Origin of the sequence: Acidisphaera sp. S103 (assembly GCF_009765975.1) — a bacterium.
Classification (GTDB): domain Bacteria; phylum Pseudomonadota; class Alphaproteobacteria; order Acetobacterales; family Acetobacteraceae; genus Rhodopila.
Genome location: NZ_LMUJ01000116.1, coordinates 33,793 through 40,994, shown reverse-complemented (window position 1 = coordinate 40,994; position 7,202 = coordinate 33,793). Strand labels below are relative to the sequence as shown.

Below are 7,202 nucleotides of genomic sequence, written 5' to 3'. Positions count from 1 at the left end.
TGGTCCGACTGAACGTCAGCGATCCCGGCCATAACAGCGGCTGGCTGCCGCAATCGTCGGCAGACGGAATTTTCGGCGGTTTGGGCTTACACCCCCACGATGTCGAGGCGGACCCGCCGCTCACCGAGAGTGGTCCGCCGAAAAGCGTCTTTTCGTTCAATATGCAAAAGCAATGAGATCTCGGAGAGGTCGTCTGTCGGGGCCGGCCAGCCTGGCAACTCTGCGGCGAGTCTTGCCACCTTGGATGGATAGTCAAACCAGGGTGTGACAGTGTCCCGCGGCGGGATGATGCCCACGCTGAGCAGGCGCGAGCCTGTTCCGTTCCACAGTTCCTCGCTGAGGGCTGGTAGGCTGTTATGGCCGTCTCCGAGCGCTAGCAGGTTCTGAATAAGGCTGGTGATGAAGACGGTCTTGCCGGCCCGGCTCAGCCCTGTGACGGCCAGGCGGACGACGTTCTCGTTGAGGGTCCGGTCAATTCTGTCTTTGGCGCTATGAAATGCCGCCTCGGTCCCCTTGCGCAGGAACTGCATCGTGGCCGTCGTGCGCCCCATGGCTTGCCTTTCATGTCATCCGGAACGTTACGGTCCATGCCACGTCTCAATGGTCGAAGCATCATTTTACACACTTAGGTGTAGCGGCGCGCAATGATGAACGGCCCGGCGCGCGATAAAGGCCGGTTTCCGACGCACATTAGCTGAGACGGACTCGGGCATCCGACGCACAATAGCTGAGACACAACGCACGATCGGTGAGACGGACGCGCAATAGACGATTGCCGGCGCACAGTTGCCTATTTCGAAGCTTTGCGGACATCGGCACGTCGAGAGGATAGGGTGGTTCGTGTCGGCAGGAGGAGTTGGATGTGAGCCAAGACGCATTTGCCAGCGCCGTGCGTGCGGATGGGATATTCGGTGCGGTGTTTGAGCGCGGCGACGACACCGCATATTTCTACCTCTTGGATATGGACGGCAGAGACGGTCAGAAAATCGTCGGAGCATTCAATGCCACCAATTGTGCGCCGCCTGGACGTACCGAGGTGAGCGTCCACTGGTCACGGGATGGAGGGCTTGTCGGTTTGTTCGCCGGAAAGAATTTACTGGCAGTATTTGAAGTCGATAGCGATTCAGATGCCCCAAAACATTGCCGTATGGCGAACCAGAGCGACGTTGGTCGCTTCACCTAGCCAAATGCCAGCAAACCACATCAGGGTCGCAGCCCCATTGAGGTATACCCCAGCAAGGCGCTGGCATGAGGCACTTTCCTCGTCTCAATAGGGTCGCTTACGGCATTCTGGGGCAACGACATCCCACGGTCCTGACCCTATTGGAACAAAATGAACGCATAAAGCTACGCCCGCGCCAGGTTTCTCGCGAGATTCCGGCCGCCGAACGCCGCCGGCCATCTTGCGCGTCGGGGCGTACATCGTTGCGCGCCGCTACGGGTAAGGGCGTGGCGCAGATTTTGTGCCACTCGCGGTGGCATAGACTAGAAATCGCAGGGGCGGGAATCGAACCCGCTTATACACCGGGAAACCCGGCTGCCTCGCGCCGATCGGCCACCCTGCAAGTTCGTTATACCACATCAAGAGTGACAGGAGTTTTTGGATAACGGTTATCGTAACCGTGGGACTGTCCCGCGTGTAGAGCATGGTATGAGGGTCGTTACCTGATAACCGTTATGATAATTAGGGGCATGGCAAAGAACCCAAGCCCGCCGGCTTCGATTGCATCCACCCCGCGGCGACCAGGCCGGCCGCCAAAGCCGGCCGGCAAGCTATCCCAGGTCGAGATACAGCGGGCCTATCGTGCCCGGCTGGCAGCGGCCGGAAAGGTCGTCAGGATCATCGATCCGGCTGCTGTCAGCTCTGTCTCGGCCAACCAGGCACTAGCCGCGATACCGGAATTCGACCCGGCGCGGGATGGCGTCTATGACCGGGCCGAGATCGAGGGCCTGCGCGACCGATTGCATAACGCGTTATTAAAACTGGAGATTCAGGAAGGGGATGTTGCCCGACTCGAAGCGCGCAACGCTTATCTCGAAGGCGAACTGAGACTTGAACATCAGCACCACACCAATGCCATCAAAGCCAATGTCGTGCTCAAAAAGCAGTTGGCGGAGATGGTGCAGAAATCGGTAAAGGGGCGGCGTATTTAGATAACGGTTATCTAAACTTCTCAGCCCAGCGCAGGAGCGTGTCCCCTGCCCTCTCCTCACCCTTGTTCGTGCTGTGCAACGTATTCACGCAAGGCGCTGTTGATGCTGGTCTGGTAGCCCTCGCCATTCGGCGCATGATCCTTGAACCAAGCAATCAAATCGGCATCAAGGCGCAGGGTCAGTTGCTTTTTTATGGGGCGAAAAAAAAGGCCGCGCTTCGCTTCGCTCCAATCTCTTTGCTCTGGTATGTCGCGCGTATTGATCTGATCGTCAGGCAGTGCGGCTAGAGCCGCTAGCTCGGCCACTTGTGCGGGAGTCAGGTCAGAGTTCTCCTTCTTCATAGGCTCTCCTTTCATGCGAGGTCGCTTTGCGGGCGCTGATTATCCGGCCGGTCTCTTCCCCGGTTGCTGGGTCAGGTTCAGGCCAGGTGTGGATAACAAACAGGAATACCGTTCCCACCATTCCTACCGTTTGCCAGCGATCCCCGTCGGGATGGAGATCAAGCCTGTTGACTGCCAGAGGGTCATCAAACACAAATTTCGCTGTCTCAAAGCTTAGGCCATGATCCCGCTGGTTCGTTCGGTTCTTTTCGGGCCACCAAATCCACTGCACGCTATACCCACAGTTAATGTAACTACCGCATTGTAACTACAAACACCATAAATATCAAGCACATTGCAGCGGAGCCGCATCACGCGCGGTCGACCGGCTTGCACCTACGGTGCATTTTTCTCGCAAGGCGAGAAAAACCGCCTATTGCGACGCTTCGCTTATGCAATCCGTCCTCTCCGCCGTGACGTTCTGAATCTGTCGGGACGAAGGGCGTCCGCAAATAATCGACGCCTGAGACGCCCTGCGACCGCCGTCGGACAAAGGGCACACTTATTATGCTGTTAGGTGATTAAGCTGTTAAGTTATAACTTAACACATCAATTATGTATAACAGTGATGACGTATTGAGTTTTTACTGTGTTTATGTTATTAGGTTCCACATTGATTCGGTGATGAGGTTTTTATGTCCAGCAAGACGGCGGCTCCGCTCAAAGCCTTTTTTGAACCAGCCAAGGTGCAGGCAGCTCAGGCTCAGATGCAGCCGCTGCCCGCTACCACCCACACAGCCACCACTCAGCCCGCCGCCCGCAACCGAAAGGCAGGAGGACGAGGGGTCAGGGTTTCAGGCTATCTACCGATCGAGATCAGTGAGGCGTTACGTGATGAGGTGATTAGGCGGACAGTCTCAGAACGCCAGACGGTTAGCCTTAACGATGTGCTGTGCTCGATCCTCGCAGACTGGCACGCAGCCCGGCCGAAAGGTGAAGCGTGAGCAAGATAGTCAGCTTCATCGGCGAAAAGGGCGGGGTCGGGAAATCAACGAACGCTCATGCCACGGCGCACGGATTGACCATGCTCGGAATACCGGCAGCCTATGTGATGACGGACAATCGTGAGCTCCTCAGTGACGAGGAGCGCGTCTATTCGATCATTGACGGGCGCACCGTCCCGCAGCTGGAGCAGGCGGTCGCCACGGCCAAACAGACCGAAGGAAATGGGATTTTTGTCATTGACGGTGGCGGCAACCGCGGGGCCGTTGACAGCCTCATCGCGTCTATTTCCGACGTGATTATCCTGCCATTCACCGCTGACGATGACTCTGTCTATGTCGTGGCGCGAGAGATGGCACAGTTTCCGAGCGCATGGGCCTTGCCGTCGAACTGGCCGACCAACAGCAAGGCGGCGGTTGTGGACGCTGGCTATATCGAGAAGCTCGAAGCCAACTATCCGGGCCGACTTTTGGCACCGACACCGGCTACACACGCGATCAGGGATCTTGTGCTTCAGACCTTCAACGGCAGCTTGCTCCCGCCGGCCCAACGTTATTGCCGGAACCTAGCGCGAAAAGTCTGTGATGTTTTGAAGTGATTAAGTGTTTACGTGATAATGGAGGCGAACAATGCCGGCCGTAGTTCTTCAGCGCATCGACTCGGCGCGGAGGAGATGGACCTTTTGAATTACATCGGCCCGCGCGTGTCGCCGGCCTCTTGAGGTAGGCGCTCGACCCGACGCGGGCTGATGTGACAGTCTAATCAACGCCGTGCGAGTCGCGGCGAGTCGTAAAGGATAACTGAAGCCCAGAAACACCGAAGGCCGCCCGAAGGCGGCCCCAATGTCCGGCAGAGCCGGGATGATCTTGCTTGAGAACTCGATCTTCCCAACTCTCCGCGCTTTTTGCAAGCCCTGTCTTGCCACGGGATCGGCTTGCCTAACGGGTGCCGCACGCCGGCCTCGGTTCAACCGAGGAACACCCGAACTATGCCCTCCGCATACCCACACCTGATGCCCGCCCTACCCGGCTTTTCCGGCTCCCAAACCTACGCCGCGTGGCCGGTCTGGTCAGACAGCGCCCGTGCCGACGTCCGCTTCCATCCGATCCCGAAGAAGGCCGCCACCCGCCTCTGGCATCGCGCCCGCGACTTCGACCGGCAGACCCGGCGCAAAGCCCATCACGGCGGCGCCGTAGGCCACAGCGCCTTGCAGGTGTTGCACACGCTGATCTTCGACTTCCTGAACTACCGCAGCGGCCGGCTCGATCCGTCCTACGCGGCGATCGCGCGCAAAGCGAACGTGTGCGAGCGGACAGTCGCCACGGCGGTTAAGCGACTCAAGGGGCTGGGCATCCTGAACTGGGTGCGGCGCTGCGCCGAGACCTGGCGTGACGGGCGCTACGTGCTGGAGCAGGAGACGAACGCCTATGCCGTGCTGCCGGCGTCGCAGTGGCGCGGGTATCGGGAGCCGCCAGAGGCCCCGCCGCCGGCACCGGGCACGTGGGGCGATCATCCCGTTATGCCGTCGCTGCTAACACAGGCCGCGGCCGAGCGGCAGGCTGGCGGCACCATCGAGGGCGCGATCGGGATACTGACGGCTGATCCCACGGACAGGCTGGCGATGGCGCTTGCGCGTCTCGGCCGGGCCGTGCAGGGGGCAAATCTTCAGTGATTGACTGGACTGCACGAGGTGCAGAGAAACCTTCCCCAGAGATAATTTTACCTATGTCGATCGACTGACCACATCATCCAGGCAGAAAGACTGCGGAGCGCGCCAAGGCGCGCATAAACCATTGTTGCCTCAGGGGTTCCCCCCCTGAAACCCCAAGCGGAAAAAGATGCTCATTAAGGGTAGAGTCGTGGTCAGGCTGAAGCGACGGCGGCGCCGATGTGTCCCGAACCTGCCCCCCTTCTGCGCAGCCAGGAAAGCAAACAGGCATTGACGAAAGAGGCGTCTTGTAGTAACGTTTATACACAATAGATTTGCTTCGGCAAAAGGAGTGTCGCCGATGACGATCACCACGTTATCCAGCCGAGAGTTCAACCAGGACACCAGCCGAGCCAAGAAAGCCGCTTCCGAAGGGCCGGTCTTCATCACCGACCGGGGCAAGCCCGCCCATGTTCTGCTCAGCATCGAGGAGTACCAGCGCATCACCGGCAAGCGCCGGAGTATCGTTGATGCCCTGTCCATGCCAGGACTCGCGGACATTGAATTTGATCCGCCCCGCTCGCGTGAACGCGCCCGGCCGGCCGATTTTTCGTAGTGTTCCTGCTCGATACCAACGTCATTTCCGAGCTGCGCAAGGCCGGCGACGGCAAAGCCGACACCAATGTCGTCACCTGGCTGTCCAGCGTGGACGCCACGACCTGTTACCTCTCCGCCATCACCCTCATGGAGATTGAACTCGGCATCCTCCGGATCGAGCGGCGCGATCCCGTCCAAGGGGCTAGGCTTCGCGCCTGGATGGATCAGCACATCCTGCCTGAATTCGCGGATCGAACCCTCCCGGTCGATACGGCTGTGGCACTCCGCTGCGCGCCCCTTCATGTGCCAGACCCGCGCCCCAAGCGTGATGCGTTCATCGCAGCGACGGCCCTGGCACATGGCATGACAGTGGTGACCCGGAACGTCGCCGATTTCGCGCCGACCGGCGTGCCGCTCTTGAACCCGTGGGACGCTTCCCAATGACTGATTGCGCCGCGTCCGCTGGCTGCGGATGATGCCCACCAGATCGTGCAGCAGGCAAAGGACACACTCAAGTTGGCCCGGGAGCTATTTATGGAATCCGCCGCTTCACTGCCATAGAGGAGTAGCCCGGCCCGGTCGCTTGCACTGAGGATCGGGTGCTCAGGGACTGGTTTCCGTGATCAAGGCATTGGACAAGGAGGAGCTTGGGTAATGGATGGTGCCGACAGTGAAGATCCCGCCTGGTGGCTCGGTCGGGAGAGCTGGACGTTTCATCGCTGGTTTTTCGAGGTTTACGACCGCCCAATGCAAAAGGGCGAGTACACGCACTTGCTGAAGCAGATGTTCAAACGCCGCAAACCAGAGCTGGTTGTCGCCGGTGTGTATCGGCTGACGATGCGTGATGGCTCGCCGATCATGGTGACGGGCTATTCGGGATACCGGCCCCAGCTTTATGGCGTGCTGCTGCCTGAGTGGCAGATCGGTGATCGGGTTCCCTGGCAGCGCGATCCGCCCCGCGTGAGGCACGCGGCCAAGCCCAAACCCACGCCGGCGCGGGCTCCGCCGGTCTTGGTTGCCCAGCCTGCCCCCGCCGCCGTGCCACCTGCCCCGGAGGCGCCGCCCCGCAAGGCGACCGCCCTTTCGCTCGGCGGCAAAAATCCCGATGTCGCGGCAACGCTCCTCGAATACCGCAAGCGCCGCTGGGGCTGATTGACAGCGCGGGAAACGTCGATGACCGCATAAGCAGGCGGAGGATCAATGCCCAAGCTCGGCACGACAATCTGGGACGCGGTGCTTGCCCGCCGGCTCTACGATGAGGGCGCCACCTACAAATCCATCGGCGAGCAGGTCGGCGCCGCACCGACGCTGATCAGTCAGTTCGCCACGCGGCACTGGCCCACGCGCGACCAGTCGATGGCCTATCAGCCCGGCCGGTTGAAGCGCAATCGCGAGAGGCCAAGGCCAGCCGGCCGGTCAACGTTGCCGCCGTTGCCATCGCTGGGCTGAGAGGCAACCCGGATCATGGGACGAGGCTCGTG

Annotated in this window: 12 protein-coding genes and 1 tRNA gene; 9 read left to right on the top strand and 4 right to left on the bottom strand. The window is 60.0% G+C overall.

Features of this window, described 5'->3' with window-relative positions; translation table 11 throughout:
- Positions 1–86 precede the first annotated feature (86 nt).
- A complete protein-coding gene (locus GSQ89_RS38220; protein WP_216856663.1) occupies positions 87–530 on the bottom strand; it encodes a YcjX family protein in 444 nt (147 codons plus the stop codon).
- Positions 531–862: 332 nt separating this feature from the next.
- Here GSQ89_RS38220 and GSQ89_RS38215 point away from each other — a divergent pair, with 332 nt between their 5' ends.
- Complete coding sequence (locus GSQ89_RS38215) at positions 863–1,183, top strand: DUF2251 domain-containing protein (RefSeq protein ID WP_158933346.1); 321 nt, start codon at positions 863–865, stop codon at positions 1,181–1,183.
- A gap of 309 nt (positions 1,184–1,492) precedes the next feature.
- On the opposite strand, the gene GSQ89_RS38210 is transcribed toward GSQ89_RS38215, so the two are convergent.
- Positions 1,493–1,565: transfer RNA gene (locus GSQ89_RS38210), tRNA-OTHER, on the bottom strand.
- A 127-nt stretch (positions 1,566–1,692) separates the two neighbouring features.
- Here GSQ89_RS38210 and GSQ89_RS38205 point away from each other — a divergent pair.
- Positions 1,693–2,154 carry a hypothetical protein gene (locus GSQ89_RS38205; RefSeq protein ID WP_158933345.1) on the top strand — a complete coding sequence of 154 codons (462 nt, stop codon included), beginning with the start codon at positions 1,693–1,695 and terminating at the stop codon, positions 2,152–2,154.
- Between the two features lie 56 nt (positions 2,155–2,210).
- Here GSQ89_RS38205 and GSQ89_RS38200 read toward each other — a convergent pair whose 3' ends face one another.
- The gene (locus GSQ89_RS38200) at positions 2,211–2,495 is read right to left on the bottom strand and encodes a BrnA antitoxin family protein (protein ID WP_158933344.1); all 285 of its coding nucleotides are present in this window, start codon (positions 2,493–2,495) and stop codon (positions 2,211–2,213) included.
- Positions 2,476–2,766, bottom strand: a complete 291-nt coding sequence (locus tag GSQ89_RS38195; RefSeq protein ID WP_158933343.1) for a BrnT family toxin — start codon at positions 2,764–2,766, stop codon at positions 2,476–2,478. Before GSQ89_RS38195 ends, GSQ89_RS38200 begins: the two co-directional genes overlap by 20 nt.
- Before the next feature lie 403 nt (positions 2,767–3,169).
- Between GSQ89_RS38195 and GSQ89_RS38190 the strand changes: the two genes are divergently transcribed.
- The 7 genes from GSQ89_RS38190 (at position 3,170) to GSQ89_RS38160 (ending at position 7,170) form a co-directional block, all read left to right on the top strand.
- On the top strand, positions 3,170–3,478 hold the full coding sequence (locus tag GSQ89_RS38190; protein ID WP_158933342.1) for a hypothetical protein: 309 nt from the start codon (positions 3,170–3,172) through the stop codon (positions 3,476–3,478).
- Entirely contained in the window at positions 3,475–4,074 is a 600-nt protein-coding gene (locus tag GSQ89_RS38185; RefSeq protein WP_158933341.1) for a hypothetical protein, read from the top strand. Before GSQ89_RS38190 ends, GSQ89_RS38185 begins: the two co-directional genes overlap by 4 nt.
- Positions 4,075–4,464: 390 nt before the next feature.
- Positions 4,465–5,148, top strand: coding sequence for a hypothetical protein (locus GSQ89_RS38180; protein ID WP_158933340.1), 684 nt, complete (start codon positions 4,465–4,467; stop codon positions 5,146–5,148).
- Between the two features lie 337 nt (positions 5,149–5,485).
- Positions 5,486–5,740, top strand: coding sequence for a type II toxin-antitoxin system Phd/YefM family antitoxin (locus GSQ89_RS38175; RefSeq protein WP_158933339.1), 255 nt, complete (start codon positions 5,486–5,488; stop codon positions 5,738–5,740).
- Positions 5,740–6,165 (top strand): type II toxin-antitoxin system VapC family toxin, encoded by a 426-nt coding sequence (locus GSQ89_RS38170; protein WP_158933338.1) that lies wholly within the window; start codon positions 5,740–5,742, stop codon positions 6,163–6,165. Before GSQ89_RS38175 ends, GSQ89_RS38170 begins: the two co-directional genes overlap by 1 nt.
- Positions 6,166–6,375: 210 nt before the next feature.
- Positions 6,376–6,873 carry a hypothetical protein gene (locus GSQ89_RS38165; protein WP_158933337.1) on the top strand — a complete coding sequence of 166 codons (498 nt, stop codon included), beginning with the start codon at positions 6,376–6,378 and terminating at the stop codon, positions 6,871–6,873.
- A 48-nt stretch (positions 6,874–6,921) separates the two neighbouring features.
- Entirely contained in the window at positions 6,922–7,170 is a 249-nt protein-coding gene (locus GSQ89_RS38160; protein WP_158933336.1) for a hypothetical protein, read from the top strand.
- Positions 7,171–7,202: the final 32 nt, after the last annotated feature.